The following is a 26,051-nucleotide window of genomic DNA, read 5'->3' as shown; positions in this document are numbered from 1 at the left end:
CGGTCATAAGGAGTATGACGTGCAGACGTTCACAGGTCGTTGTCTTTGCGGGCAGAGCCATTTTACCGTTAACGTCGACATGCTTGATGTCTATGCCTGCCACTGCACGCTGTGCCAGAAGTGGTCTGGTGGCATTGCCATGTACCTGGAGGCCAGCGGTCATCCGCTGATGTCACCAGAATCAGCAGAACCTTCGCACTTTCTTTCTTCAACCCGTGGTGAACGTTTCTTTTGTTCCGGCTGCGGATGCCCACTGTGGTTTACGCTGACCGACAGTGAACGCTACTTTATTCCGTGGACATTGCTGGAACTTAACGAAGTAGACCGCCGCCGCCTGATTCTGGCAGCAGAGATCTACACTGAAACACAGCCTGCGTTCTGGAGACTGACGGGGCAATACGCTCGACTCAGTGGCAAAGAAGTCGAAGAGATGGATTACCCCTGTCATTTAGCCCACTAGTTATTGACGTTTCACCTTCGCCAGGCTGAACCACATTCCTGTCGCCAATACGATAAGCATGCTGCCCGCGCTGCTCAATGCCACACTATGTGACCAGGTAAAGGCTTCTCTGGCGGCAGTCAGCAACGCCTCGCTGAGTGATGGCGGGAGCGTATGCGCCAGTTGCACCGCTTCTCCCATAGACGATGAGGCACGCTCAAGCTCCTGCGGGTTAAGCCCTGCAGGTGGCATGATCGATGCGGAAAAACTCCGGCTCAGCAGTAAACCAAAAATCGCGATCCCCAAACCCGCGCCCAGTTCATAGGCCATGGTTTCGATAGCCCCGGCGGCGGCCGCTTTTTCTGCCGGTGCGGCGGCCATAATGGCTGCGGTAGAGGCCAACAGCGCGCTGGCGGCGCTGAACCCTAACAGAGCCATTAATATCCAGGCTTGTATTTGCTGAGTGCTAAAATCGGTCATCGCCAGCCCGTAGAAGCTGACGGCGCTCAACGCCATACCCGCGGTTGCCACGCAGCGTAATCCCAGACGCGACACCAGCATCCCGGCAATCGGCCCGCTGAATCCGCTCGCCAGCATTACCGGCAGCATAAACAGGCCCGCCTGATACGGCGTTAACCCGTGTACAAACTGCAGCTCCTGGGCCATCAGCAGTTCAAAGCCTACCAGGGTTATCATTGCGGTCATCGCCATGACGACGCCGCTTAAGATAATGCGATGTGTAAACAGTCGCATATCAATCATCGGGCGCGATGCGGCGAGCTGTATGCGCACGAACTGCCCCAACAGTAACGCACCGATTAACAGCGTCAGCACGATCGCAGCGGTTGCCGTATGCCCCTTCAGGGCTGTTTTTGCGCTATACACCAGCAGCAGAATGGCGACAATCAGCATAATTGCATGGCCAAAATTTAATGACTGATCGCGGCGACCGGCCTGGCGCGGAACGAAGCGCGCGGTCAATGCCATCACCACTAATACAATCGGAACATTGATTAAGAACACGGAGCCCCAGTAGAAGTGCTCCAGCAACATACCGCCAACCAGCGGACCAAATGCCGCCCCGCCGGAACCGACCGCCGCCCAGACGCCAAGCGCCATATTGCGCTGGCGCTGTTCAGCAAAGGTTGCACGAATACCGGCAAGCGTAGCCGGAACGATCATCGCCGCACCAATAGCCAGCACGGCGCGGGTGGCGATCAGCCATCCGGCGGTATGCGCAAAGGCAGCGGCCAGAGATGCCAGGCCAAACAACCCACCGCCCAACAGCAGCAGGCGTTTAAAACCAATACGATCGCCCAAAGCTCCCATCGGCAGCACCATCCCTGCCATCACCAGAGAATAAATATCAATAATCCACAGCAGCTCGTTACCACTGGCACCCAACGTCATACTCAGCGTGGGCGCGGCAACGTGCAGCACCGTTGCATCAATTGCAACAGGGATGTAGACCAGCACAATAATCACTAACGTTAACCACTGACGAAACATAAAACTCCCGACAAAATCCAAATTGAACGCGCGTCCAGCTTTAGCGATCCTACGGAAATTTGAACGCATGTCCAACTTTTTGTTAGACTGCGGACAACATGGGGACGGTACGGGAGGATGTATGAGTTATTTGAATCGGGATGAGCGTCGCGAGGTGATCCTGCAGGCGGCAATGCGCGTCGCGCTGGAAGAGGGATTTACCGCTATGACGGTGCGACGCATTGCTACCGAGGCGAAAGTGGCAACCGGCCAACTCCATCACCATTTTACCTCTGCCGGCGAGCTTAAATCTCAGGCGTTTATCCGTCTGATTCGTACCCTGCTTGATGCGGAACAGGTCAGCGAATGTGCCACCTTCCGCGAGCGTCTGCATGCCATGCTCGGTAGTGAAGACGGCGGGTTTGAGCCATACATTAAACTCTGGCGAGAAGCGCAGATCCTGGCGGACAAAGATCCCGAAATCAAAAGCGCCTACCTGCTGACTATGCGCATGTGGCATGAAGAGACAGCGGCTATCATTATTTGCGGTCAGCAAGCGGGTGAGTTTTTGGCCGAACCCGATGCCGCTGACGTTGCCTGGCGTCTAATTGGCCTGGTTTGTGGCCTCGATGGTATGTATGTGCTGGGGATCGCTGAAATGGCTGACCCTGCTTTCACACGCCACCTGGATCGTATGATTACGCTGGAATTATTTAGCTGATGTTATAGGTGAATTAACAATACATCCTTCATGGTTACAATTAGTAACACTTAAGCAACGCGTTATTCCCTCATCCCTCCGCGCTATTGCGCTTTTTTATCTATTCTTTCAGTCAATATTCCTAAAACTTTTCAATAATTTCTAAATAGGGCCAGTACGGCTCTGTATGCGTTTATTTCCTGGTGACGTGCGCATGTGAGGAAAATATGGCATCTTCAAATGAGAAAAATAATCGTTATCTTTTAACCAACTGGAAACCTGAAACCCCCGCTTTTTGGGAAAATAAAGGCAAGCATATTGCCCGAAGAAACCTCTGGATATCAGTTAGTTGCCTCCTGCTTGCCTTCTGCGTCTGGATGTTATTCAGTGCGGTTGCCGTAAATTTAAATAAGATAGGATTTAATTTCACCACCGATCAACTCTTTTTATTAACCGCATTACCTTCCCTTTCTGGCGCAATATTACGCGTCCCCTACTCCTTTATGGTGCCTATATTTGGTGGCCGCCGCTGGACGGTTTTTAGCACCGTGATTCTTATCATTCCTTGCCTGTGGCTCGGATTTGCCGTGCAAAACACCGCTACTCCATATGGTGTATTTATCGTTATTGCACTGATGTGTGGTTTTGCCGGTGCCAACTTTGCCTCCAGCATGGGCAACATCAGTTTCTTCTTCCCGAAAGCGAAACAAGGCAGTGCGCTGGGCGTTAACGGTGGGCTCGGTAATCTGGGTGTCAGCGTGATGCAATTGATCGCCCCGCTGGTGATTTTTCTGCCTATCTTTACCTTTCTGGGTGTGCAGGGCGTGCCGCAACCCGATGGATCGTTACTGTCGCTGGCCAACGCGGCCTGGATCTGGGTGCCGTTGCTGCTGCTCTCAACGCTGGCGGCGGGAATCGGCATGAACGATATCGCCAGTTCAAAAGCCTCTATCGCCTCGCAGTTGCCGGTACTGAAGCGTTTTCATCTGTGGTTGTTAAGCCTGCTGTATCTCGCCACCTTCGGATCGTTTATCGGTTTTTCCGCCGGTTTTGCCATGCTGGCAAAAACCCAGTTCCCCGATGTGAATATTCTGCAACTGGCGTTCTTTGGGCCGTTTATCGGCGCACTGGCGCGCTCGGCGGGTGGCGTTATCTCGGACAAATTTGGCGGCGTGCGGGTGACGTTAATCAACTTCATGTTTATGGCGCTGTTTAGCGCCCTGCTGTTTCTCACCTTACCAGGGTCGGGGTCGGGCAGCTTCACCGCCTTCTACCTGGTATTTATGGGACTGTTCCTGACCGCAGGTCTGGGCAGCGGCTCAACCTTCCAGATGATTGCGGTGATCTTTCGCAAAATCACCATTTACCGCGTGAAACTGCACGGTGGTACGGAAGAACAGGCCCAGCGTGAGGCGGTCACTGATACCGCTGCCGCTCTCGGGTTTATCTCTGCTATCGGCGCGGTGGGCGGCTTCTTCATCCCCAAAGCGTTTGGTTCATCGCTGGCGCTGACCGGTTCACCGGTAGGCGCAATGAAAATTTTCCTCGTGTTTTACATCGTCTGCGTGCTGGTGACCTGGCTGGTCTATGGCCGTAAATCACAAAAAAAATAACAACACCCCTGACACATAATGGAGCAGGAGAAATGTCATGAGTAAACTGTTGGATCGCTTTCGTTACTTTAAACAAAAGGGCGACACGTTTGCCGACGGACACGGGCAAGTGATGCACACCAACCGGGACTGGGAAGACAGCTATCGTCAGCGCTGGCAGTTCGATAAAATTGTACGCTCGACCCACGGCGTCAACTGTACCGGCTCATGCAGCTGGAAAATCTATGTTAAAAACGGTCTGGTCACCTGGGAAACCCAGCAAACTGACTATCCGCGTACCCGCCCGGATCTGCCCAATCATGAACCCCGCGGCTGTCCGCGCGGTGCCAGCTATTCCTGGTATCTTTACAGCGCCAACCGTCTGAAATACCCCCTGGTACGTAAACGCCTGATCGAACTGTGGCGCGATGCCCTTTCCCGCCAGCCTGACCCGGTTCTGGCGTGGGAGTCCATAATGAGCGATCCGCAAAAATGCCAGAGCTACAAGCAGGTACGCGGACGCGGCGGGTTTATCCGTTCAAACTGGAAAGAGTTGAATCAACTGATCGCCGCCGCCAACGTCTGGACGGTGAAAACCTACGGTCCGGATCGCGTTGCCGGATTTTCCCCCATTCCCGCCATGTCGATGGTTTCCTACGCGGCGGGGACACGCTATCTCTCCCTGCTCGGCGGTACCTGCCTGAGTTTCTATGACTGGTACTGCGACTTGCCTCCGGCCTCCCCAATGACCTGGGGCGAGCAGACCGACGTACCGGAATCCGCTGACTGGTATAACTCCAGCTATATCATCGCCTGGGGCTCTAACGTCCCGCAGACCCGTACGCCAGATGCCCACTTCTTTACCGAAGTCCGCTACAAAGGCACCAAGACCATCGCCATTACGCCGGATTACTCGGAAGTCGCTAAGCTGTGCGACCAGTGGCTGGCGCCAAAGCAAGGCACCGACAGCGCACTGGCAATGGCAATGGGCCACGTTATCCTCAAAGAATTCCATCTTGATAAGCCCAGCGACTACTTCCTCAATTATTGCCGCCGTTATACCGACATGCCGATGCTGGTGCTGCTGGATGCCCGTGATGACGGCAGCTTTGTACCAGGACGGATGATGCGTGCCTCCGATCTTGTCGACGGGCTGGGTGAAAGCAATAATCCTGAGTGGAAAACCGTGGCTTTTAACAGCGCAGGTGAATTGGTAGTACCGAATGGTTCTATCGGTTTTCGCTGGGGTGAAAAAGGCAAATGGAACCTCGAATCGCTGGCAGCCGGCACGGAAACTGAATTGTCGCTGTCATTGCTCGGCCAGCACGACGAAGTGGCCGGGGTGGCGTTCCCCTATTTTGGCGGTAACGAAAACCCGCATTTTCGCAGCGTGAAGCAGGAGCCGGTGCTGGTGCGTAAATTGCCGGTTAAGCACCTCACTCTCACCGACGGACGTCGTTGCCTGGTGGTCAGTGTTTACGATTTAGTGCTGGCGAACTACGGTCTCGATCGTGGACTCGATGATGAGCTTGCAGCCCGCGATTACAGCGAGATTAAAGCCTACACCCCGGCCTGGGGCGAGCAAATCACCGGCGTACCTCGCCGTCATATCGAACAAATTGCCCGCGAATTTGCCGATACCGCGCACAAAACCCATGGCCGATCGATGATAATCCTCGGGGCGGGCGTCAACCACTGGTATCACATGGACATGAACTACCGCGGGATGATTAACATCCTGGTGTTCTGTGGCTGTGTCGGCCAGAGCGGCGGCGGCTGGGCGCACTATGTCGGTCAGGAAAAACTGCGTCCGCAGACCGGTTGGCTACCATTGGCTTTTGCGCTGGACTGGAACCGTCCACCGCGTCAGATGAACAGCACCTCGTTTTTCTACAACCACTCCAGCCAGTGGCGCTATGAAAAAGTCACCGCCCAGGAACTGCTCTCCCCGCTGGCGGATGCGTCGAAATTTACCGGGCATCTTATCGATTTCAACGTGCGCGCCGAGCGTATGGGCTGGCTACCTTCTGCCCCACAGCTCAACCTGAACCCGTTAACCGTCAAAGCCAAAGCGGACCAGGCAGGATTGTCTCCGGCGGATTACACCGCGCAGGCGCTGAAGTCCGGTGATATTCGTTTTGCCAGTGAACAGCCGGACAGCGGCAGTAACCATCCGCGCAACCTCTTCGTCTGGCGCTCGAACCTGCTGGGTTCTTCCGGTAAAGGGCATGAATACATGCTCAAATATCTGCTGGGTACCGAAAGCGGTATTCAGGGCGAAGCGCTGGGCGCAAGCGACGGTATTAAACCTGAAGAGGTGGAATGGCAATCAGCAGCCATCGAAGGCAAGCTTGACCTGCTGGTGACGCTTGATTTCCGCATGTCCAGCACCTGCCTGTTCTCCGACATCGTGCTGCCTACCGCCACCTGGTATGAAAAAGACGACATGAATACTTCGGATATGCATCCGTTTATTCACCCGCTGTCGGCGGCGGTCGATCCGGCCTGGGAATCTCAAAGCGACTGGGAGATTTATAAGGGCATCGCCAAAGTGTTCTCCGAGGTCTGCGTGGGGCATCTGGGCCAGGAAACTGACGTGGTGCTGCAACCGCTCCAGCATGACTCTCCGGCAGAGCTGTCGCAGCCGTTTGATATACAGGACTGGCGCAAAGGAGAATGCGATCTCATTGCCGGTAAAACAGCGCCCCATATTGCCGTTGTGGAACGCGACTACCCCGCCACTTACGAACGCTTCACGTCGCTCGGTCCGCTGATGGACAAACTGGGTAACGGCGGGAAAGGTATTTCGTGGAACACCCAGACCGAGGTCGATTTCCTCGGTAAGCTGAACTACACCAAGCGCGAAGGCCCGGCAAAAGGTCGACCGTTGATCGACACCGCGCTGGACGCTTCTGAAGTGATCCTCACGCTGGCGCCGGAAACCAATGGTCAGGTGGCCGTGAAAGCCTGGCAAGCGCTGGGAGCGATGACCGGACGTGACCACACGCATCTGGCGCTGAACAAAGAAGACGAGAAGATCCGTTTTCGCGACATTCAGGCCCAGCCGCGCAAAATCATCTCCAGCCCAACCTGGTCTGGGCTTGAAAGCGAGCATGTTTCCTATAACGCCGGCTATACCAACGTCCACGAACTGATCCCGTGGCGTACCCTGTCCGGTCGCCAGCAGCTGTATCAGGATCACGCGTGGATGCGTGCTTTTGGTGAAAGCCTGGTAGCCTATCGACCGCCAATTGACACCCGCAGCGTGACTGAAATGCGCGAGGTTCCGCCGAACGGCTTCCCGGAAAAAGCGCTCAACTTCCTGACGCCACACCAGAAATGGGGCATTCACTCCACGTACAGTGAAAACCTGCTGATGTTGACGCTGTCGCGCGGGGGGCCGATTGTCTGGATCAGTGAAACCGACGCCAAAGAGCTGGGCATTGAGGATAACGACTGGATAGAGGCCTTCAACGCCAACGGCGCGCTGACCGCCCGTGCGGTCGTCAGCCAGCGCGTACCGCCGGGGATGACCATGATGTACCACGCACAGGAACGAATCATGAATATTCCTGGTTCCGAAGTCACCGGTATGCGTGGCGGTATTCACAACTCAGTGACCCGCGTGTGTCCGAAACCGACCCACATGATTGGCGGCTATGCGCAGCTGGCTTATAGCTTCAACTACTACGGCACGGTCGGCTCTAACCGCGATGAATTCATCATGATTAGAAAAATGAAAAATATTGACTGGCTGGATGATGAAGGTCGCGATCAGGTACAGGAGGCGAAAAAATGAAAATACGCTCACAGGTAGGCATGGTTCTGAATCTGGATAAATGCATTGGCTGTCACACCTGCTCCGTCACCTGTAAAAACGTCTGGACCGGGCGTGAAGGTATGGAATACGCGTGGTTTAACAACGTCGAGACCAAACCGGGTATTGGTTACCCCAAAAACTGGGAAGACCAGGAAGAGTGGCAAGGCGGCTGGGTTCGCGACGTTAACGGAAAGATAAGACCGCGTCTGGGCGGCAAGATGGGCGTTATCACCAAAATTTTCGCCAACCCGGTGATCCCGCAAATCGATGATTACTACGAGCCGTTTACTTACGATTACCAGCATCTGCATAGCGCGCCGGAAGGCAAGCATCAGCCTACCGCCCGTCCGCGTTCGTTGATTGACGGCAAGCGAATGGACAAGATTATCTGGGGGCCGAACTGGGAGGAACTGCTGGGCGGCGAGTTTTCCAAACGCGCCCGCGATCGTAACTTCGAGAAGATGCAAAAGGAGATGTACGGCCAGTTCGAAAACACCTTCATGATGTACCTGCCGCGCCTGTGTGAACACTGCCTGAACCCCAGCTGTGTGGCAACCTGCCCGAGCGGTGCCATCTACAAACGCGAAGAGGACGGTATTGTACTGATCGACCAGGATAAATGCCGCGGCTGGCGTTTGTGCATCAGCGGTTGCCCATATAAAAAAATCTACTTTAACTGGAAGAGCGGCAAGTCAGAAAAATGCATTTTCTGTTATCCGCGTATTGAATCCGGCCAGCCCACAGTGTGTTCGGAAACCTGCGTTGGCCGCATCCGTTATCTCGGTGTACTGCTGTACGATGCAGATCGCATCGAGGAAGCGGCCAGCACCGAGCATGAAACCGATCTCTATGAGCGCCAGTGCGATGTGTTTCTCAACCCGAACGATCCGGCAGTCATTGAAGAATCGCTGAAACAGGGGATCCCGCAAAACGTCATTGAAGCGGCCCAGCGTTCACCGGTTTATAAAATGGCGATGGACTGGAAGCTGGCGCTGCCGCTGCATCCGGAGTATCGCACTCTGCCAATGGTCTGGTATGTGCCGCCGCTGTCACCGATCCAGTCTTACGCCGATGCCGGTGGTCTGCCGCAGACCGACAGTATTTTGCCTGCCGTCGAAAGCCTGCGTATCCCAATCCAGTACCTTGCCAATATGCTCAGCGCGGGTGACACCGGCCCGGTGCTGCGCGCGCTGAAACGCATGATGGCTATGCGCCACTATATGCGCTCGCAAACCGTCGAAGGCGTGACGGATACCCGTGCCATCGAAGAGGTCGGTTTGAGCGTTGAACAGGTCGAGGAAATGTATCGCTATCTGGCGATCGCCAATTATGAAGACCGTTTCGTGATCCCGACCAGCCACCGCGAAATGGCCCGCGATGCTTTCCCGGAGAAAAACGGCTGCGGTTTTACCTTCGGCGACGGTTGCCATGGTTCCGACACCAAATTCAATTTGTTCAACAGCAGCCGCATTGATGCTATCGACATTACCGAAGTGCGCAATAAAGCGAAGGGTGAATAATGCAAATCCTCAAGATTATCGGGCTGCTGATGGAGTATCCGGACGAGCTGCTGTGGGAATGCAAGGACGATGCGCTGGCGCTGGTCGCCAGCGATGCGCCGACGTTGAGCGAATTCACTCGCGAACTGTTAACGGCCCCGCTGCTGGATAAGCAAGCCGAATGGTGCGAGGTATTTGACCGTGGTCGTGCCACCTCGCTGCTGCTGTTCGAACACGTTCATGCGGAATCACGCGATCGCGGTCAGGCGATGGTCGATCTGCTGGCGCAGTACGAAAAAGTCGGGCTACAGCTCGCCTGTCGGGAGCTGCCGGATCACCTGCCGTTGTATCTGGAATATTTGAGCGTACTGCCGGAGGCAGAGGCCAAAGAAGGATTACAAAACGTCGCGCCGATTCTGGCGCTGCTTGGCGGGCGTTTAAAGCAGCGCGATACCCCGTGGTATCAGCTGTTTGACGCCCTGCTCACGCTGGCGGGCAGCCAGCTTTCAAGTGACAGTGTCACGAAACAGGTAGGAGCGGAAGCCCGTGACGATACTCGCCAGGCGCTGGACGCCGTTTGGGAAGAGGAACAGGTGAAGTTTATTGAGGATAACGCCACCGCCTGCGAAAGTTCACCGTTACAAAGCTACCAACGGCGCTTTAGTCAGGACGTGGCGCCACAGTATGTTGATGTCAGCTCGGGAGGCCCGAAATGATACAGTACCTTAACGTCTTTTTTTACGACATCTACCCGTATCTGTGCGGTACGGTATTTATCCTCGGCAGTTGGCTTCGCTACGACTATGGCCAGTACACCTGGCGCGCCTCCTCCAGCCAGATGCTCGATAAACGCGGTATGGTGCTGTGGTCAAACCTGTTCCACATCGGCATTCTGGGAATTTTCTTCGGTCACCTGTTTGGCATGTTAACCCCGCACTGGATGTATGCCTGGTTCCTGCCGATTGCGGTGAAGCAACAAATGGCGATGATTGCGGGCGGGATTTGCGGCGTGTTGACGCTGGTCGGCGGCGCGGGTTTGCTGGTGCGCCGTCTGACCAACTCGCGCGTGCGCGCCACGTCCTCGACGGCGGATATTCTGATCCTGTGCATTTTGCTGGTTCAGTGCATCCTCGGGTTAACCACGATACCGTTCTCGGCGCAACACCCGGACGGCAGTGAAATGTTGAAACTGGTGGGTTGGGCGCAGTCGGTGGTGACCTTCCAGGGCGGCGCGTCCACGCATCTGGATGGCGTGGCGCTGATTTTCCGCGTGCATCTGGTTCTGGGAATGACCATCTTCCTGCTGTTCCCGTTCACCCGTCTGGTCCACGTGTGGAGTGCGCCGGTCGAATACTTCACCCGTCGCAACCAGATTGTCCGGTCCCGCCGTTAATTGTCTCTGATGCCCGGTGGCACTTGCGTTCACCGGGCCAACGCCCTATTTCCCCGCCTCCGGATGCGTATCAAACGCCGCCATTACCGTCGCCAGTTCCGCCTCGGTAAAGCCGTGTTTGACGTCATCGACCCCCAGGCTAAATCGGTTCTGCAACAGTGCATACAGGCTCGTCACGTCAGGTAAGTTAATCTGCTCTATCGCATGACCATTTTCATAGTGTGTAAAATGGAAGTTGGTCAGGGTCAGCTTACCGCCGTCCGGCAGATGGCGACACATCAGCAGGTGGTGGCGAAAATGCGACTGCGGCCAGTGTGCGGACCAGAAGTTGCCTATCAGATGATCGCTCTGATGCTGGGTGACCAGATCGAAGTGGTACATCGATTGCCAGTGCTCATGATGATGAAACTGCAGGATCCAGTCCTCGTCCTCCTGAATCAGACGATATTCACCGTGCGGCGTTTTTTGTTCAATGTCGGCCTGCAGCCGAATCGGCGCGGTCAGCGTTTGTCCGCCAAAGCCGACGTCGGCAATCCACGGCTCGCCCTGCAATTCGACCAGTAACAGACGATGCGTACGCGGCGGCAAGCTGGACGGATTCGCCAGCACCACGCGCCCGAGTAAACTGCGTACGGTAAAACCAATCTCCCGCAGCGCACGCTCAAATACCCCGTTCTGTTCAAAGCAATAGCCGCCGCGGCGCGCAGTCACCAGTTTTTCTTCCAGCGACTGATCGTCGAGCTGCATTTCTCGTGGCAGCAGCACATCCAGATTTTCAAATGGAATCGCGCTGTTGTGCAGTAAATGCAGCGCTTTTAAGGTTTCAATGTCGACTCTGACCGTATCTGACCAACCAATACGGGAAAAATAAGCGGTTAAAAAAGGCGTCATACGGGATCCCTGTGCGTTTGATGTTGTACTTATAACGCATTTTCAATTTTACGCCGTCGATTTTGTGCGCTGCTCCCCCCGCTCACGCGACAAAATCGCTAATCCCGTTACTATCAATACTAAATGCGATGCAATATCTACTTTCATGAGGATCTGCCATGAGTCATTTTCGTCCGGTTGAATTACACCATGCCAGTCGACTGTTAAATCACGGTCCAACGGTTTTGATAACCAGCCGTGACGAAAATACGCAGCGGCGGAATGTGATGGCAGCAGCGTGGTCGATGCCCGTTGAGTTTGAACCACCACGTATTGCCATCGTGGTGGATAAGACTGCCTGGTCGCGCGAACTCATCGAACGTAGCGGTATGTTTGGCATTGTTATTCCCGGCGTTGCGGCAACCAACTGGACCTGGGCGGTGGGCAGCGTATCTGGTCGCGTGGAAGATAAATTTAACTGCTATGGTATTCCGGTGGTAAAAGGTCCGGTGCTGGGCTTACCGCTGATAGAGGCTAAATGCCTGGCGTGGATGGAGTGTCGCCTGCTACCTGCAACTTCGGCGCAGGAGAAGTATGACACCCTGTTCGGTCAGGTCGTTTCTGCCGCCGCAGACGAACGCGCCTTTGTCGACGGTCGCTGGCAGTTTGATGATGACAAACTTAACACCCTGCATCATCTTGGCGCGGGCACATTTATCACCAGTGGAAAACGTATTACTGCCGGTGAATAACAGAATCTGACCGGATGACAACGCCCCTTGTCATCCGTATTCCCTGCTTAAAATCTCCGAAAAACCAATTGGATAAAAACTCCTTCGTCACCTTGCTGATTCATTGGTGTGGATTATAGTTAAGTTTGCTCTAACTCAAATGTCTATTCAAAACGCTATCCGTATTGCAGCATCCCCCCTGGACCTGTACGTGGTGAAGTGTCAGAGAGGTTTTACGATGCAACTTAATAGAATCGCACAAAGTTTTATACTTACTGGGTTATTAACTTCTTTTACACTCCCCGTCATAGCAGCCGAAGCGCCAAAAGACGCAACTGCCGCCACGCAACAAGCGAACAATGCGCTCTACAATCAACTGCCGTTCTCCGATAACACCGACTTTACCGACGCCCATAAAGGCTTTATCGCCCCGATTCCTCAGGACGTCATCAAAGGTGAGCAAGGTAACGTTGTCTGGAACCCGCAGCAGTACGCATTTATTAAAGAAGGTGATAAATCACCGGATTCGGTTAACCCAAGCCTGTGGCGTCAGGCTCAGTTAATCAACATCAGCGGACTGTTTGAAGTGACGGATGGCGTCTACCAGATCCGTAACCTCGATTTATCAAATATGACCATCATCGAAGGCAAAGAAGGCATCACCGTCGTTGATCCGCTGGTCTCCGCAGAAACAGCCAAAGTGGGGATGGATCTCTACTTTAAAAACCGGGGTAAAAAGCCGGTTGTTGCAGTGATTTATACCCACAGCCACGTTGACCATTACGGTGGCGTGCGCGGTGTCGTTGATGAAGCCGACGTTAAAGCGGGCAAAGTGAAGATTTATGCGCCAGCCGGATTTATGGAAGCCGCAGTGGCAGAAAACATTATGGCCGGTAACGTCATGAGCCGTCGCGCCAGCTATATGTACGGCAACCTGCTAAAACCAGATGCCAAAGGCCAGGTCGGCGCCGGGCTGGGAACCACAACCTCTGCGGGTACGGTCACCCTGATTGCGCCTACCAACATCATTGAGAAAGATGGGCAAAAAGAGGTCATTGACGGCCTGACCTATGACTTCATGCTGGCACCGGGTTCAGAAGCACCTTCAGAAATGCTGTGGTACATCGAAGAGAAGAAACTCATCGAATCCGCCGAAGATGTGACGCATACCCTGCACAACACCTATTCCCTGCGCGGGGCCAAAATCCGTGAGCCGCTGCCGTGGTCTAAATACATCAACGAAGCGATTGTGCGCTGGGGTGATAAAGCAGAAATTTTGATGGCACAACACCACTGGCCGACTTGGGGTAATGAGAAGGTGGTGAATCTGCTGAAAAGCCAGCGTGACCTGTACCGTTACATCAACGACCAGACGCTGCGCATGGCCAACGAAGGTCTGACCCGTGATGAAATCGCCGCTAACTTCAAGTTGCCTGACTCATTGGCCCATACCTGGGCTAACCGTGGGTACTATGGCTCAGTCAGTCACGATGTGAAAGCCACCTATGTGCTATATCTCGGCTGGTTTGACGGCAACCCGGCAACGCTGGACGAACTGCCGCCGGAAGAAGCCGCGAAGAAATTCGTCGACTATATGGGCGGTGCAGATGCCATTTTGCAGAAAGCGAAGGCTGACTATGACCAGGGTAACTACCGCTGGGTCGCGCAGGTGGTAAGTAAAGTGGTGTTTGCCGATCCAAATAACCAGGCCGCGCGTAATCTGGAAGCCGATGCGCTGGAGCAATTGGGGTACCAGGCAGAATCAGGTCCGTGGCGTAACTTCTACCTGACCGGCGCACAGGAGCTGCGTAACGGCGTGGTTAAAGGGCCAACCCCGAATACCGCCAGCCCGGATACCGTCCGGGCGATGACGCCGGAAATGTTCTTCGACTATCTGGCGGTGCATATTAACGGGCAGAAAGCGGGCGATACGAAATCGGTGTTTAACATCGACCTTGGTAGCGACGGCGGTAAATATAAGCTTGAACTGGAAAATGGCGTACTGAACCACACCGCCAATTCCGAAGCGAAAGATGCTGACGCCACTATCACACTGAATCGCGATACGCTGAACAAAATCATCCTTAAGGAAGTAACGCTGAAACAGGCGCAGGACAGTGGCGATGTGAAGATTACCGGCGACGGAGCCAAACTCGACACCATGCTTGGCTATATGGATAAGTTCGAATTCTGGTTCAATATCGTTACCCCGTAAACACAACGAAAACGGGCGGATTTCCCGCCCGTTTTCTCTCACATGCTGTAACCCGGTTTTTTAATCAGCGCATCCATCTTCGGTGCGATTTCCGCGTCCCATACCGCCTGCCAGGCATCCGGCTCAATTTCATTCAGCGCGATGCTCACCGAGCTGTCTTTACTTTGTAGATGGCGAATGATCACCTTGGTAATATCCTCCGCCAGCGCGGATTTTTGCTCGTCAGTGAGATCGCGGGTAAAACATTTGATATCAACGTGCGGCATAGCAGGTTCCTTATTGTTCTGGGATGCAGGTAATAGAGTTTGCTCAAATAATCTTATTATTTTTCGGGACAGTACGCATCCGCGGTGTTTGACAAACCGCATCAGCGATAGCGCTGATATTGGGCGTATTGTCCTCATTAATTATCCTGCAACCCTCAATATTAAAACCCTAAGTGTAGAGCAGCATTCGACTGCCTATGCAGACATGATTATTAATTTTATAATAACAATAGTCAGATACAATTACTGTCTGAACGGATACCGGGAGAGTGTAAGAGATGCGTTCCAGTATGTTTGAATACATGCGCATTTTTGTGCAGGTTGTTGAGCAAGGTGGATTTGCCAGAGCCGCAGAGGTGTTACACCTGCATCGTCCTGCGGTGACTAAAGCCATCCAACATCTTGAAGACGATCTGGGGGCTAAGCTGCTAAACCGCACGACCCGCAAAGTGAGTCTGACTGATGAAGGCGACGCGTTTTATCAGCGCACAAAAATATTGCTCAGTGATGTTGATGACATCATGGCCTCTTTCTCACCCACCCGCCCTCCACGCGGAAAACTCAGAGTTAACGCCCCTTTGTCGCTGGCACATTCCGTATTAGTCCCGGCCCTGAAAGATTTCCAGTCGCGGTATCCGGATATCGAGATTGTCCTCACCTCCACCGACCGCAGGATCGATCTGCTTGCCGAAGGCATCGACTGCATGATTCGCATTGGCGAGTTACAAGACTCTTCTCTGGTTTCACGGCGGCTTGGCGAGGTAAAAATGGTCACCTGCGCGTCCCCGGATTATCTGGCAAGACAAGGAGTACCGCAGACGCCAGAAGATTTAATCCGGCATCAGGCACTTAACTTTTTTAGCGAACGTCATCGTGAAGCGCTGGAGTGGTCCTTCGTCCATGAGGGGAAAACCGTGTCGCTCACGCCAGCCGGGCGAATAAGCGTTGATAACTCCGACATCCTGCTAACCGGCTGTTTATCTGGACTCGGCATCATTCATGGCGTACATGCCGTCCTGGCCCCCTGGATCCAGTCTGGACAGCTCGTTGAGGTACTGGCCGATTATGCCGGGGAATCAAAACCCGTTTCCGTGCTCTACCCGGACAGGCGTCATCTCGCACCCCGCGTTCGGGTGTTTATAGACTGGCTGTGCGAGCTTTTTACCCAGCAAAAACCGCGGCTTCAGGGATTATTACAATCTGAATAACAGTGAAATTCCGCAACGGCGGTTTTTCACCCTCACCTGAGCCGTTAAATTGTGCAGACCCCATACAGAACAATTTACAGAGGTTTGCTATGTCTAAGGTCGTGGTTTTTAATCAACCAGGTGGCGCTGACGTCCTGACGATTCAGGATATGCAGGTTCCGGCTCCTCGTGCGGATGAGGTTCAGATACGCGTACGCGCAATCGGCATCAACCGTGCGGAAATTATGTACCGTACCGGCCAGTATATTTATCAACCCAAATTCCCGGCTCGTCTGGGCTATGAGGCTTCCGGCGTTGTTGAATCCGTGGGAGATAACGTGCGTGAGTTTGCGCCCGGCGATAACGTTAGCGTTATTCCGGCATTCAGCTTTCACGAATATGGTATGTACGGTGAAGTCGTGAATGCCCCGGTTCACGCCGTCGTAAAGCATCCTGAGAATCTTAACTTCGAAGAAGCTGCGGCGAGCTGGATGATGTATACGACCGCATTCGGCGCGCTGGTGGAATACGGTGATATTAAGCCAGGTGATAACGTGTTGATCAACGCCGCTTCCAGCAGCGTCGGTCTCGCAGCAATACAAATATCCAATATGCTGGGGGCAAAACCCATTGCCATGACGCGCACCAGTGAAAAACGCGATCTGCTACTGAAATTGGGCGCAGCAGAGGTGATCGCCAGCCAGGAGCAGGATCTGGTGGCTGAAATCAACCGTATCACTGACGGCGCAGGAACACGCGTAGTCTTTGACCCGGTCGGTGGGCCGGGCGTGACGAAAATTGCCCAGGTGATGCCTGCTGGTGGACTCTTTTTCCAGTATGGTTCACTCGATACCCGCGATCTGTCGATCCCGATTTTTGAGATCCTCGGTCGCCATCTCACCTTCCGTGGCTATGAGATCTTTGAAATCACTATGGATGCAGAAAAGCTGTCGCGGGCAAAACGGTTCATCATTGAAGGTCTGCAATCAGGTCAGCTCAAGCCGCTGATTGATAAAACCTTCGCTTTTGACGATATCGTTAAGGCCCACCAGTATATGGAGTCCAACGGACAGGTGGGTAAAATCGTCGTCACCCTGTAATCCCTGTGCGGCACAGCCTTGTGCCGCACATTATCATTACAGCACTTTCGATAAAAACTGCTGGGTACGTAGATGGCGAGGATGATTCAGCACCTGCTCGCTGCTGCCTTGTTCAACGATTTTGCCATCGACCATAAACACCACCTGATCCGCCACTTCCCGGGCAAAACCAATCTCGTGCGTCACCACCACCAACGTCGTGCCGGACTTTGCCAGCGCTTTTATGACATCCAACACTTCACCCACCAGTTCAGGATCCAATGCGGAAGTCGGTTCATCAAACAACATCACGCGTGGATTCAACGCCAGCGCACGAGCGATGGCAATGCGCTGCTGCTGCCCGCCGGACAAGTGACGCGACCAGGCATCGGCTTTATGGCGCAAACCTACCGCGTCCAGCAAGGATAATGCCCGCTCGGTAGCGCCTTTACGTGATGCCAGCCCGTGGGCTATCGGCGCTTCAATCAAGTTCTCCAGCACGGTTAAGTGCGGAAAGAGATTAAAGTTCTGAAACACATATCCCACGTTGACGCGCTGGCGCAGGATTTCCGCTTCTTTCAGTTCATACAGCTTATCTCCCTGACGACGATAGCCAATATAGTCGCCATCGATCTGAATAAAGCCTTCGTCAACGCGCTCAAGATGGTTTATGGCCCGCAGTAACGTTGATTTCCCCGAACCCGATGGTCCGAGAATCACCGTCACCGTACCTGGAGGGATCTCCAGCGACACGTCATCCAGTGCTTTATGGCGACCGAAGTACTTGCTGACGCCGGTAATGGAAATGTGGCCTTCAGGCGAGTGGGACATGGACGGTCTCCTGCGGCGAAATTTGACGGCGGCGCTTTTCCGCACGACTCACCCGGGCGGTATTGATGGCTGAACGCCGTTCGCTGCGGGCCAGCGCACGTTCAACCAGGTGCTGAATAAACGACAGGACGCTGGTGATCACCAGATACCACACTGCCCCCACCATCAGCAGTGGGATCACCTCCTGCGTGCGGTTGTAGATCATCTGGATGGTGTAAAACAGCTCCGGCATCGCCAGCACGTAAACCATCGCCGTACCTTTCGCCAGACTGATAATTTCATTGAATCCGGCAGGCAATATGGTGCGCAATGCCTGTGGCAGAATAATGCGCAGAGTACGTCGCCAGGCCGGTAAACCCAGTGCGGCCGCGGCCTCATACTGACCGTGATCAACCCCCAGAAATCCCCCGCGAATAATTTCAGCAGTATAGGCGCTTTGCACCAGCGTCAGGCCCACCACCGCAGTGGAGAACTGACCCAGTACATTGATGGTCGCAAAGTTACCCCACTGAACGCCGGTGAACGGAATGCCAATCGCCAGCGTGTCGTACAGATACGAGAAGTTGTACAAAATAATCAGCACTACGATCAGCGGCAGCGAGCGAAACAGCCAGATATATCCCCACGCCAGGCTATTCAACAACCAGGACGATGAGAGCCGGGCCAGCGCCAGCAGGCCACCGAACACGATACTCAACAGCGTGCCGATGAGAGTCAACAGCAACGTTTGCCCCAGACCGGACACAATCACCGGGTCAAAGAACCAGCGGGCAAACACGCCCCACTCCCAGCGCGGGTTAAACGCCACCGACTGAACGAGCGTCGCCAGTACAAACAGCGCAACGATCGCACCTGCCGTACGCAGCGGATAGCGTGCCGGGACGACTTTGATGGTTTCCGTCGTTTTCATTTTTTCTCCTCAGGCAATTTTTGCCTGACCTGCGACAGTCAACAGTTTGGTAAAGCGCAGCCGTCCGTCGAATGGTGGTTGGCTGTACTCTTCGGGATCCCGAGCAATATCAAATTGCGGGTCGTAGCCTTGACTTAAGTACAGCTGAACCGCCTCCGGCTGACGAAAACCGGTGGTCAGGTAGATACGGCTGTAGCCTGCCAGTAGCGCCCGTCGTTCCAGTTCCTGTACCACGCGTGCTGCCAGTCCCTGCTTACGCAGGGTGCTTTGGGTCCAGATACGTTTAATCTCAGCCGTGTCCTGGTCATAAGGTTTGTAGGCCCCGGTGGCGATAATCTTGCCGTCGCGCTCCAGCACCACAAAGATCCCCTGCGGCGCCAGGTACCATTCCGTCAGCTCAATTTCAGCATCACGGGAAAAATAATCACCGTAGCGCGCGGAATATTCGCCAAACAGTCCGTTAAGGATTGGCCGCAGCTCGCTGGCTTCAGGTGAGACCACGCGGAATTGATCGCTCACATAGCCCCCTTAGTCGCCTAAACCGGCCGGATTGATTTCAGATTGTGGAATGCGCTCCACGCCTTCGCCCCAGCGGTTCAGGACCTTGTCATAGTCGCCGTTGCCAATCACGCCGTTAAGCGCGGTTTGTACCGGCTGCACCAGACCGCTGTCTTTTTTCAGCGTCACGGCGATATGCGCCGCTTTTGGCCAGCCGCCATCGACGCTACCCACCAGTTGTGTTTTACCGTTCAACGCCGCTTTCCAGGCACCGATAACGTTAGGGCCAAAATACGCGTCGGCGCGACCTGACTGCAGCGCCAGCGTCTGGGCGGCATCATCTTTGGTATAAACTGGCGTAAACGCGGGCAATCCTTTCTTCAGATTCTCTTCGTTCCACGCCAGCAGAATGGCTTCCTGATTCGTCCCGGAACCGACAATAATGCGCAGTCCGGCGATATCTTTTGCCTGTTCAATTTTGGTCAACTTGCTGCCGGTTTTGACGTAAAAACCGAGTGAATCCTTACGATAAGTCGCGAAGTCGAACTTTTCTTTACGCGCTTTGGTGACGGTAATATTGCTGATCGCAGCATCATATTTGCCGGAAGCCACGCCCAGCGGCCAGTCTTCCCATGACGTGGGCACGACGTTGAGTTCCAGCCCCAGGCTGTCTGCCACCAGACGAGCGATATCCGCCTCACTGCCGATCAGCGTTTTATTGTCGTCCGCAAAGACGGTCAGCGGCGGCTGGCTCAGCCCGGCAATCGCCACGGTGAATTTGCCCGGTACGGCCAAATGCAGGTTGGCGGGCAACTGTGCGATCGCCTGTGGATTTTTCGCCGTGTTGATCGGCGTTTTATTGGCCTCCAGGCTCACGCCCGTGCCGTTGATGGTGACGTCATTTGCCCAGACGGTAGCGCTAAATGCCAGTGACAGCGCCAGGAGTAATGATTTTTTCTGCATAGCGTTCTCTCTTATTGTGCGAATTGGTTTGCAGGTGTCGCTAAACCCAGGCTTGCGCGCAGGGTTGTGCCGGGGTATTCAAGACGGAACAGACCGCGTGCCTGAAGCAGCGGAATAACCTGTTCAACAAAGCGCGGGAAGGTGTCCGGCGTTCCGCCCTGAATGATAAAACCGTCTGCAGCTCTCTCGTCGAACCACTGTTGCAGACCGTCGGCTACCTGCTCCGGCGTGCCGCTAAAGCGCGGACGCGGGCTGGCAGCCTCCAGCGCCACCTGACGTAGCGTTAATCCCCGCTCGCGCGCATTGCGTTTGATCTCATCGGTGGTACTGCGAAAACTGTTTTGTCCGAGGTCGCCAATATCCGGGAACGGCGCATCCAGTGGATACTGTGCAAAATCATGATGTTCAAAATAGCGACCAAGGTAGTTCAGGGCGTCGGTTATGGAGACCAGCGCGGCGGTAGCTTGATATTGCTGTTCAACGTCCTGTTCGCTGTCGCCAACAATGACGCTGACGCCCTGGAATATATGCAGTTGATCGGCATGTCGCCCGGCGGTTTCGAGTTGATTTTTTACATCCTGATAAAAAATTTTAGCCTCTGCCAGCGACTCCTGATGAGTAAAAATAGCGTCAGCATGCTGCGCCGCTAATTTTTTACCATCCTCAGACGCCCCAGCCTGAAATATAATCGGTCGTCCCTGCGGCGTACGGCCAATATTTAAAGGGCCGGCGACCTGAAAATAATCGCCATGATGATTGAGCGTGTGCAGTTTCTGCGGATTAAAGAATTCACCACTCGCTTTATTACGGGTAAACGCATCGTCTTCCCAGGAATCCCACAGACCTTTCACCACCTGTAAATACTCATCGGCAATGCGGTAACGCTGAGCATGTTCCGGGTGCTGCGCCCGCGAATAGTTCTTTGCCGAGCCTTCCAGCGGCGATGTCACCACGTTCCACCCGGCGCGCCCCTGGCTGAGATGATCCAGGCTGGCGAATTGCCGTGCGGTAGTAAACGGTTCGCTGTATGACGTCGATACCGTGCCCACCAGTCCCAGATTTTTGGTTATGCTCGCCAGTGCTGATAGTACCGTGAGCGGTTCAAAACGATTTAAAAAATGCGGAATGGATTTCTCGTTGATATACAAACCATCGGCAACAAAAATAAAATCAAGCTTGCCTGCTTCGGCAATTAACGCGGTATCTTTGACAAATTCAAAATTAATACTGGCGTCGGCAATCGCTGCCGGATGACGCCATGCGGACATATTTCCCGATGCGCCATGCAAAATAGTGCCGAGCCGTAGTTGCCGATTTTTAGCCATAATAACCCCTACCCAACAGGTAAACTTAAAGGTGTGCGAATGCCGTTTTTGCTAAATGTGCAAAGTAATGCGCGGCGGGTTCAATTAAACGTTCGTCCGGATTAAATCCCGGATGATGTAATCCGTATTCACTGGCGCTACCAATACTGACAAATGCGCCGGGCGTATTTTGCAAATAGACAGCAAAGTCTTCTCCGCCCATATGCAGGTCGGCATAGTGTGTGGTGTAACCGGACTTTTTTGCCACCTCGGTGGCAATCTCTGCCCAGCGTGAATCATTCACCAGCGCCGTGGGACCGGCATACCAGGTAACGTCAATTTGTGCGCCAAAGGCGTGAGCAAAACCGGCAGCAATATCGCTGACCCGCTTTTTGACCTGCTGCTGAACGGTTGTTTGATGCGTCCTGAGCGTCCCTTCCAGTTCAACGGATTCTGGCAGCACGTTCCACGTGTTGCCGCCCTGAATACGGGTGACGCTCAGCACCACCGAGTCCAGCGTGTTAACCTCCCGGCTGGCCACGCCTTGCAACACCGTCACCAACTGACTGGCAAGCAGAATGGCATCTTTGCCTTCGTGCGGTCGCGCGGCATGTGCGCCTTTGCCGTGGATGCGCAGCACGAAGCGATCAACGTTGGCATAAAATGCGCCGCCCCGCGTGGCAAACTCACCCACCGGCAACCCCGGCTCGTTGTGCATGCCGAAAATTGCCGCCACGTTTTGTAGCGCCCCGGCGCGGATTAACGTTTTCGCGCCGCCAAAGTTTTCTTCTGCGGGCTGAAACAAAATGCGTACCCGCCCCGGTAATTCGGTTTCCTGCTGTTTCAACAGCAGCGCCGCACCAAGCATAACGCTGGTGTGAACGTCGTGTCCGCAGGCGTGCATCACTCCCGGTATCACGGAGCGAAACGCAACATTAGCATTCTCTTCTATCGGCAAGGCGTCGATATCTGCCCGCAGGGCGATGACATCGTCCCCCTGACCGATTTCCGCAACCAGACCGGTATTCAATTCAAACGGCAGAATGTTGACGTCAGCAGCGCACAACCAGTCGTGAATACGCGCCGTGGTAGCCACCTCCTGCAGCGACAGTTCCGGGTACTGGTGCAGTTCACGGCGCCAGCCGATAAGCGTCGAGGCCAGTGACATCAGACCACCTCCACGGCGCTATGGGCTTGTGCCAACAAACGTAGCGATGCCAGACGCGCATGACCTTCCGCCACCGGGGTATCGATGATGAACTCATCAATGCCGTATTCCGCGTGCAGGGCATGGAGTTTTGCCGCCACCTCCAGGGCAGTACCGTGCAACAACGTCTGCGCACGACGGGCAATTTTTCGCGGTGCGCTGCCCGCCTGTGCGGCGAACGCCAGCGCCTGCTCTTCGCTGGCGACCGTCACGCGTTGACCGTCCTCCAGCTCAACGCCCCAGATTTGCACGTTCTCCGCCAGCTGAGCGGCGATCTCTGCACTGTGTGACACAATGACCTGCACGGCGACAATCGTCGGGCGCGAACTGTTGGCTTGCCAGTATGTCAGCACATCGCGCAGCAGAGTCGGGGCACCGTTGAGGTGCGCGGCAAAGATAAAGTTCCAGTCAGACTCTGCCGCCAGCTGTGCGCTTTCCACGCTGGCTCCCAGCACGAATCGTTGTGGCGGCGTAGGCGGGATAGGCGTCGGGAATACCGTTTGCCCGGTTTCTGTCCCGGTCAACGCCAGCCAGCCGTTGAGCTGAGAAAGTTGCCCGGCAAAGCACCCCTTTTCCTTCTGGTGAATCCCCTGCTGGAGCGCCTGCGTTGACAGCGGTAAGCCGCCCGGCGCTTTTCCAACGCCAAGATCAACGCGGCCGGGGGCCAGTGAAGCCAGAAGATTAAAGTTTTCCGCCACTTTGTACGGACTGTAATGTTGCAGCATAACGCCACCAGACCCAACGCGAATACGCTGCGTTTGACCGAGGATCCAGGCGATCACCAGCTCCGGAGATGGGCTGGCGAGCTGGACCGTATTGTGGTGTTCAGCTATCCAGAAACGGTGATATCCCCACGCTTCCGCCAGCTGTGCCAGGTGCAGCGTGCGGGCAAGCGCAATGGCCGCAGTTTCAGCTTCCCCTACGGGGCTTTTGTCGAGAATACTCAGACGATATGACATGTTACAGGCCCACATTTATTAACATGTCATTATTATTAAGTTATCAAATAACCATACAGAAGCATTTAATTCACATTTGCTCAGCTAAAAAACAGCTAACCGACCCTGGTTCTCGTGTGGCTAAGACCTCACAATGGCCGTCACACCAATCAGAAAAAATGTCTTGTATTCATACCCTACAAAATATAATAGGCTTTTTGTTTATGCTAAAAACCCCACAATATCATTTTGAGTTAGTTTTATTTTTGCGCACGACATTTACGCTGAATTTAATTTAAGTCAGTTGAAACGACTTCTCAGGTTATGCGGTTGTATTTATTGTTTCATATTTATGACTATTCACTAACAATACACAGTAAAAATTTTATTTTAAATACTTTCGCCGAACTGATGATTAGTAGAGAATGCAGCGGTTCTTATTAAAACGGTTTAAAACAGCTTTTTAATATTCCCTGGTTTTATTCCGGGGATTTTTTGTATGACTTATACATACCATCATGGGGCCTTTATGAAAAGTAACACGCCCGTTACACAAATTGAGCACACGCTTAACGCTAAAGCGACGTTGCTGTCGACGACGGATAAAGAAAGTCATATCACCTATGCAAACTCCGCTTTTATCGACGCCAGCGGTTTTAATGAATCTCAGCTTATGGGCGAAGCGCATAATATTATTCGCCATCCAGATATGCCCTCTGCCGCTTTCGCCGACATGTGGCACACCCTACAACAGGGCGACAGTTGGACGGGGATGGTGAAAAATCGCCGACAAAATGGTGATCATTACTGGGTGCGCGCCAACGTCACGCCCGTCTGGCACCATGAGAAATTAACCGGCTATATTTCGGTGCGCACCGTGCCATCACGGGAAGAAATAGCCCAGAGTGAACAACTGTACGAAAAAATAAATAGCCAGAAATTTAAAGGTTTCCGACTGTTTAAAGGTATCGTTATTCGCCGCGGCGTAATGGCATGGACTTCCATGTTTACATGGTTGAGCGTTAGTCAGCGCGTCAATTATGCGCTGGGAGTAATGGCCCTACTCTCCGTATTGTTAACATTCGCACCAGTAAATTCATTTATTCAGGCAGGTGGTTTACTGGCGCTGTTTTTATTATTCGCCATTTACCTTAAGTGCCAAATTTGTCAGCCAGTTAATACGCTGCTCAATCAAATGAAAAAAGTCGTCTCCGGTCGTAAACCCGATAACTGTCATTTACATCGCGTGGATGAAATTGGGATGCTGATGCGACTGGTTAATCAATCCGGGCTGAATCTAAATTCACTGGTGGATGACGTCAGTACCCAAATCGCGGGGATCCGTGCGATCAGCCAGCGGGTATCAAAGGAAGGCGTTGCGCTGCATACGCGTTCCGAAGAGACCTCCGCCGATCTGCAACAAACGGCTGCCGCCATCGAGGAAATCGGCAGCGCGGTGCAGCAAACCGCAGATACCGCCGCGCAGACGATGTCGATGGCCGATAAGACCAGCGTCAATGCGGCAGAAGGCGGCGATATCATGAAACAAACTATCGCCATGATGCAGGCTATCTCACGGGATAACAGTCAGATCGTCGACATTATCGGTGTTATCGACAGTATTGCCTTTCAGACCAATATTCTGGCACTGAATGCTGCCGTCGAGGCGGCGCGTGCCGGAGAGTCCGGGCGCGGTTTTGCCGTCGTGGCGGCAGAAGTGCGAAATCTGGCGCAACACTCTGCATCAGCGGCTAAAGAGATCAAGCAGCTTATTGAAAAGAACGTCGCGAACGTCAATTCCGGCGTGAAAATGGTGGAGCAGACGGAAACGCACCTCACAGGTATGATTGGTAACGTGTTGCAAATGTCGATGATGATCAAAGAGATAAGTCTCGCCACTCGGGAGCAAACTCAGGCGCTGGATCTGATCAATGATTCGATTTCACGTGTAGGCACCATGACCCACAATAACGCCGATATGGTGGAACGCGTCACTGACGCCACCGCCGATTTAACCCAGCGTTCCTCACGACTGCAGCAGGCCGTTCAGGTCTTTGGCGTTTCGGCATAATACAAATCACCCTCTTCTTACGGGCCAGGCTTTGCGTCACTGATTAATTG

The 26,051-nt window shown here is 53.8% G+C and carries 20 protein-coding genes and 2 pseudogenes; 12 read left to right on the top strand and 10 right to left on the bottom strand.

Features of this window, described 5'->3' with window-relative positions; all coding sequences use genetic code 11:
- The first annotated feature begins 19 nt into the window (after positions 1-19).
- Positions 20-460 (top strand): GFA family protein, encoded by a 441-nt coding sequence (locus JQ822_RS06740; protein ID WP_446715001.1) that lies wholly within the window; start codon positions 20-22, stop codon positions 458-460.
- On the opposite strand, the gene JQ822_RS06735 is transcribed toward JQ822_RS06740, so the two are convergent.
- Positions 461-1,948, bottom strand: a complete 1,488-nt coding sequence (locus JQ822_RS06735) for an MFS transporter (protein ID WP_213132797.1) — start codon at positions 1,946-1,948, stop codon at positions 461-463.
- A gap of 121 nt (positions 1,949-2,069) precedes the next feature.
- Between JQ822_RS06735 and JQ822_RS06730 the strand changes: the two genes are divergently transcribed.
- The 6 genes from JQ822_RS06730 (at position 2,070) to narI (ending at position 10,931) form a co-directional block, all read left to right on the top strand.
- Positions 2,070-2,648, top strand: a complete 579-nt coding sequence (locus JQ822_RS06730; protein ID WP_213132796.1) for a TetR family transcriptional regulator — start codon at positions 2,070-2,072, stop codon at positions 2,646-2,648.
- Positions 2,649-2,854: 206 nt separating this feature from the next.
- Positions 2,855-4,240 (top strand): NarK family nitrate/nitrite MFS transporter, encoded by a 1,386-nt coding sequence (locus JQ822_RS06725; protein ID WP_213132795.1) that lies wholly within the window; start codon positions 2,855-2,857, stop codon positions 4,238-4,240.
- Positions 4,241-4,277: 37 nt separating this feature from the next.
- Positions 4,278-8,018 carry a nitrate reductase subunit alpha gene (locus JQ822_RS06720; protein ID WP_213132794.1) on the top strand — a complete coding sequence of 1,247 codons (3,741 nt, stop codon included), beginning with the start codon at positions 4,278-4,280 and terminating at the stop codon, positions 8,016-8,018.
- Positions 8,015-9,559, top strand: coding sequence for a nitrate reductase subunit beta (narH, locus tag JQ822_RS06715; protein ID WP_213132793.1), 1,545 nt, complete (start codon positions 8,015-8,017; stop codon positions 9,557-9,559). The genes JQ822_RS06720 and narH overlap by 4 nt, the downstream gene beginning before the upstream one ends.
- On the top strand, positions 9,559-10,254 hold the full coding sequence (gene narW / locus JQ822_RS06710; RefSeq protein ID WP_213132792.1) for a nitrate reductase molybdenum cofactor assembly chaperone: 696 nt from the start codon (positions 9,559-9,561) through the stop codon (positions 10,252-10,254). The genes narH and narW overlap by 1 nt, the downstream gene beginning before the upstream one ends.
- Positions 10,251-10,931 (top strand): respiratory nitrate reductase subunit gamma, encoded by a 681-nt coding sequence (gene narI / locus JQ822_RS06705; protein WP_213132791.1) that lies wholly within the window; start codon positions 10,251-10,253, stop codon positions 10,929-10,931. Before narW ends, narI begins: the two co-directional genes overlap by 4 nt.
- Before the next feature lie 45 nt (positions 10,932-10,976).
- On the opposite strand, the gene nhoA is transcribed toward narI, so the two are convergent.
- Positions 10,977-11,822, bottom strand: coding sequence for an N-hydroxyarylamine O-acetyltransferase (gene nhoA, locus JQ822_RS06700; RefSeq protein ID WP_213132790.1), 846 nt, complete (start codon positions 11,820-11,822; stop codon positions 10,977-10,979).
- A 158-nt stretch (positions 11,823-11,980) separates the two neighbouring features.
- On the opposite strand from nhoA, the gene JQ822_RS06695 reads away from it, so the two are divergent.
- Both JQ822_RS06695 and JQ822_RS06690 read left to right on the top strand, forming a co-directional pair.
- On the top strand, positions 11,981-12,553 hold the full coding sequence (locus tag JQ822_RS06695; RefSeq protein ID WP_213132789.1) for a flavin reductase family protein: 573 nt from the start codon (positions 11,981-11,983) through the stop codon (positions 12,551-12,553).
- Between the two features lie 217 nt (positions 12,554-12,770).
- Positions 12,771-14,747, top strand: coding sequence for an alkyl/aryl-sulfatase (locus tag JQ822_RS06690; RefSeq protein ID WP_213132788.1), 1,977 nt, complete (start codon positions 12,771-12,773; stop codon positions 14,745-14,747).
- Between the two features lie 38 nt (positions 14,748-14,785).
- Here JQ822_RS06690 and pptA read toward each other — a convergent pair whose 3' ends face one another.
- Both pptA and JQ822_RS24545 read right to left on the bottom strand, forming a co-directional pair.
- The gene (gene pptA, locus JQ822_RS06685) at positions 14,786-15,013 is read right to left on the bottom strand and encodes a tautomerase PptA (protein WP_213132787.1); all 228 of its coding nucleotides are present in this window, start codon (positions 15,011-15,013) and stop codon (positions 14,786-14,788) included.
- Between the two features lie 43 nt (positions 15,014-15,056).
- Positions 15,057-15,149: pseudogene (locus tag JQ822_RS24545) on the bottom strand (glutathione S-transferase); the annotation flags it as partial.
- Positions 15,150-15,291: 142 nt separating this feature from the next.
- Here JQ822_RS24545 and JQ822_RS06680 point away from each other — a divergent pair.
- Together JQ822_RS06680 and JQ822_RS06675 are read left to right on the top strand one after the other, a co-directional pair.
- Positions 15,292-16,221 (top strand): LysR family transcriptional regulator, encoded by a 930-nt coding sequence (locus JQ822_RS06680; protein WP_213132786.1) that lies wholly within the window; start codon positions 15,292-15,294, stop codon positions 16,219-16,221.
- 89 nt (positions 16,222-16,310) lie between these two features.
- On the top strand, positions 16,311-17,300 hold the full coding sequence (locus tag JQ822_RS06675) for a zinc-dependent alcohol dehydrogenase family protein (RefSeq protein ID WP_213132785.1): 990 nt from the start codon (positions 16,311-16,313) through the stop codon (positions 17,298-17,300).
- Positions 17,301-17,336: 36 nt separating this feature from the next.
- Here JQ822_RS06675 and JQ822_RS06670 read toward each other — a convergent pair whose 3' ends face one another.
- The 6 genes and pseudogenes from JQ822_RS06670 to JQ822_RS06640 all read right to left on the bottom strand — a co-directional run bounded on the left by JQ822_RS06670 (position 17,337) and on the right by JQ822_RS06640 (position 23,951).
- A complete protein-coding gene (locus JQ822_RS06670) occupies positions 17,337-18,110 on the bottom strand; it encodes an amino acid ABC transporter ATP-binding protein (RefSeq protein WP_213132784.1) in 774 nt (257 codons plus the stop codon).
- On the bottom strand, positions 18,094-19,020 hold the full coding sequence (locus tag JQ822_RS06665) for an amino acid ABC transporter permease (RefSeq protein WP_213132783.1): 927 nt from the start codon (positions 19,018-19,020) through the stop codon (positions 18,094-18,096). The genes JQ822_RS06670 and JQ822_RS06665 overlap by 17 nt, the downstream gene beginning before the upstream one ends.
- A 9-nt stretch (positions 19,021-19,029) precedes the next feature.
- On the bottom strand, positions 19,030-19,539 hold the full coding sequence (locus JQ822_RS06660) for a GNAT family N-acetyltransferase (RefSeq protein ID WP_213132782.1): 510 nt from the start codon (positions 19,537-19,539) through the stop codon (positions 19,030-19,032).
- Between the two features lie 9 nt (positions 19,540-19,548).
- A pseudogene (locus tag JQ822_RS24335) lies at positions 19,549-21,806 on the bottom strand (NtaA/DmoA family FMN-dependent monooxygenase).
- Between the two features lie 25 nt (positions 21,807-21,831).
- A complete protein-coding gene (locus tag JQ822_RS06645; protein ID WP_213132779.1) occupies positions 21,832-22,953 on the bottom strand; it encodes an amidohydrolase in 1,122 nt (373 codons plus the stop codon).
- Positions 22,953-23,951, bottom strand: coding sequence for an MsnO8 family LLM class oxidoreductase (locus tag JQ822_RS06640; RefSeq protein WP_213132778.1), 999 nt, complete (start codon positions 23,949-23,951; stop codon positions 22,953-22,955). Before JQ822_RS06640 ends, JQ822_RS06645 begins: the two co-directional genes overlap by 1 nt.
- Positions 23,952-24,459: 508 nt before the next feature.
- On the opposite strand from JQ822_RS06640, the gene JQ822_RS06635 reads away from it, so the two are divergent.
- Complete coding sequence (locus JQ822_RS06635) at positions 24,460-26,001, top strand: methyl-accepting chemotaxis protein (protein ID WP_213132777.1); 1,542 nt, start codon at positions 24,460-24,462, stop codon at positions 25,999-26,001.
- The last annotated feature ends 50 nt before the right edge of the window (positions 26,002-26,051 follow it).

The organism is Citrobacter sp. FP75, assembly GCF_018342065.1.
Lineage (GTDB): Bacteria > Pseudomonadota > Gammaproteobacteria > Enterobacterales > Enterobacteriaceae > Citrobacter.
The sequence above is the reverse complement of the archived record's forward strand: the minus strand, read 5'-3'. Positions and strand labels throughout refer to the sequence as shown.

Bases quoted from the DNA above. Each gene is read 5' to 3' on its own strand.
- JQ822_RS06735 (WP_213132797.1), bottom strand. From the start codon at position 1,948: ATGTTTCGTCAGTGGTTAACGTTAGTGATTATTGTGCTGGTCTACATC.
- JQ822_RS06730 (WP_213132796.1), top strand. From the start codon at position 2,070: ATGAGTTATTTGAATCGGGATGAGCGTCGCGAGGTGATCCTGCAGGCG.
- JQ822_RS06725 (WP_213132795.1), top strand. From the start codon at position 2,855: ATGGCATCTTCAAATGAGAAAAATAATCGTTATCTTTTAACCAACTGG.
- JQ822_RS06720 (WP_213132794.1), top strand. From the start codon at position 4,278: ATGAGTAAACTGTTGGATCGCTTTCGTTACTTTAAACAAAAGGGCGAC.
- narH (WP_213132793.1), top strand. From the start codon at position 8,015: ATGAAAATACGCTCACAGGTAGGCATGGTTCTGAATCTGGATAAATGC.
- narW (WP_213132792.1), top strand. From the start codon at position 9,559: ATGCAAATCCTCAAGATTATCGGGCTGCTGATGGAGTATCCGGACGAG.
- narI (WP_213132791.1), top strand. From the start codon at position 10,251: ATGATACAGTACCTTAACGTCTTTTTTTACGACATCTACCCGTATCTG.
- nhoA (WP_213132790.1), bottom strand. From the start codon at position 11,822: ATGACGCCTTTTTTAACCGCTTATTTTTCCCGTATTGGTTGGTCAGAT.
- JQ822_RS06695 (WP_213132789.1), top strand. From the start codon at position 11,981: ATGAGTCATTTTCGTCCGGTTGAATTACACCATGCCAGTCGACTGTTA.
- JQ822_RS06690 (WP_213132788.1), top strand. From the start codon at position 12,771: ATGCAACTTAATAGAATCGCACAAAGTTTTATACTTACTGGGTTATTA.
- pptA (WP_213132787.1), bottom strand. From the start codon at position 15,013: ATGCCGCACGTTGATATCAAATGTTTTACCCGCGATCTCACTGACGAG.
- JQ822_RS06680 (WP_213132786.1), top strand. From the start codon at position 15,292: ATGCGTTCCAGTATGTTTGAATACATGCGCATTTTTGTGCAGGTTGTT.
- JQ822_RS06675 (WP_213132785.1), top strand. From the start codon at position 16,311: ATGTCTAAGGTCGTGGTTTTTAATCAACCAGGTGGCGCTGACGTCCTG.
- JQ822_RS06670 (WP_213132784.1), bottom strand. From the start codon at position 18,110: ATGTCCCACTCGCCTGAAGGCCACATTTCCATTACCGGCGTCAGCAAG.
- JQ822_RS06665 (WP_213132783.1), bottom strand. From the start codon at position 19,020: ATGAAAACGACGGAAACCATCAAAGTCGTCCCGGCACGCTATCCGCTG.
- JQ822_RS06645 (WP_213132779.1), bottom strand. From the start codon at position 22,953: ATGTCACTGGCCTCGACGCTTATCGGCTGGCGCCGTGAACTGCACCAG.
- JQ822_RS06640 (WP_213132778.1), bottom strand. From the start codon at position 23,951: ATGTCATATCGTCTGAGTATTCTCGACAAAAGCCCCGTAGGGGAAGCT.
- JQ822_RS06635 (WP_213132777.1), top strand. From the start codon at position 24,460: ATGAAAAGTAACACGCCCGTTACACAAATTGAGCACACGCTTAACGCT.